Raw genomic sequence first — 482 nt, 5'->3', positions numbered from 1 at the left:
GTGTGAGCCTGATAACCACGCTTTTGCAAATCCTTAACTACGCTTTTCGCGTTGTCAGCATTCTTCAAAGCCATCAATTGAATGATCCAAGCACTGTCTTGGTACTCATTTTTTTCAGGTACTGGCTTAACCACAACCGCCACTTTATCCGCTTCTTTTTCAGAAGCCGATGCCATTTGGGTTTCTGATGACCCACCGCTTTCGACCACTCGCTCTACTGGAGAATCCGGCAGTGCAATCTGATCTTCAACTGGGTCAAGCACCTCAAACACTTCCACATTGCTATCAAGTTCAGGCTTAATAGGAATGCTCGCAAACTCTTCTTTGTAGTGAAGCTTCTTACCATCAAGCACATCTGGCAATACAATCACGCCAATGGCCACTAAAATGATGGTGCCGACTAAGCGGCTCTGAAATTTACTTGCCATCTAGTTTCCTTTTTTCTGCCAATGCTCCAGCACTTCCCCTACTGTGTGGAAAGA

General features: G+C 45.4%; 1 protein-coding gene. It reads right to left on the bottom strand.

Annotation, left to right across the window (positions count from 1 at the left end; translation table 11 throughout):
- A partial coding sequence (locus BCT81_RS25700) for an SPOR domain-containing protein (protein WP_102426298.1) occupies positions 1–428 on the bottom strand: 428 nt, incomplete at its 3' end.
- Between the last annotated feature and the right edge of the window lie 54 nt (positions 429–482).

Source organism: Vibrio sp. 10N.261.52.A1 (genome assembly GCF_002876325.1).
In the GTDB taxonomy this organism is placed as follows: Bacteria; Pseudomonadota; Gammaproteobacteria; order Enterobacterales; family Vibrionaceae; genus Vibrio; species Vibrio chagasii.
This window is presented reverse-complemented; position numbering and strand designations above follow the sequence as displayed.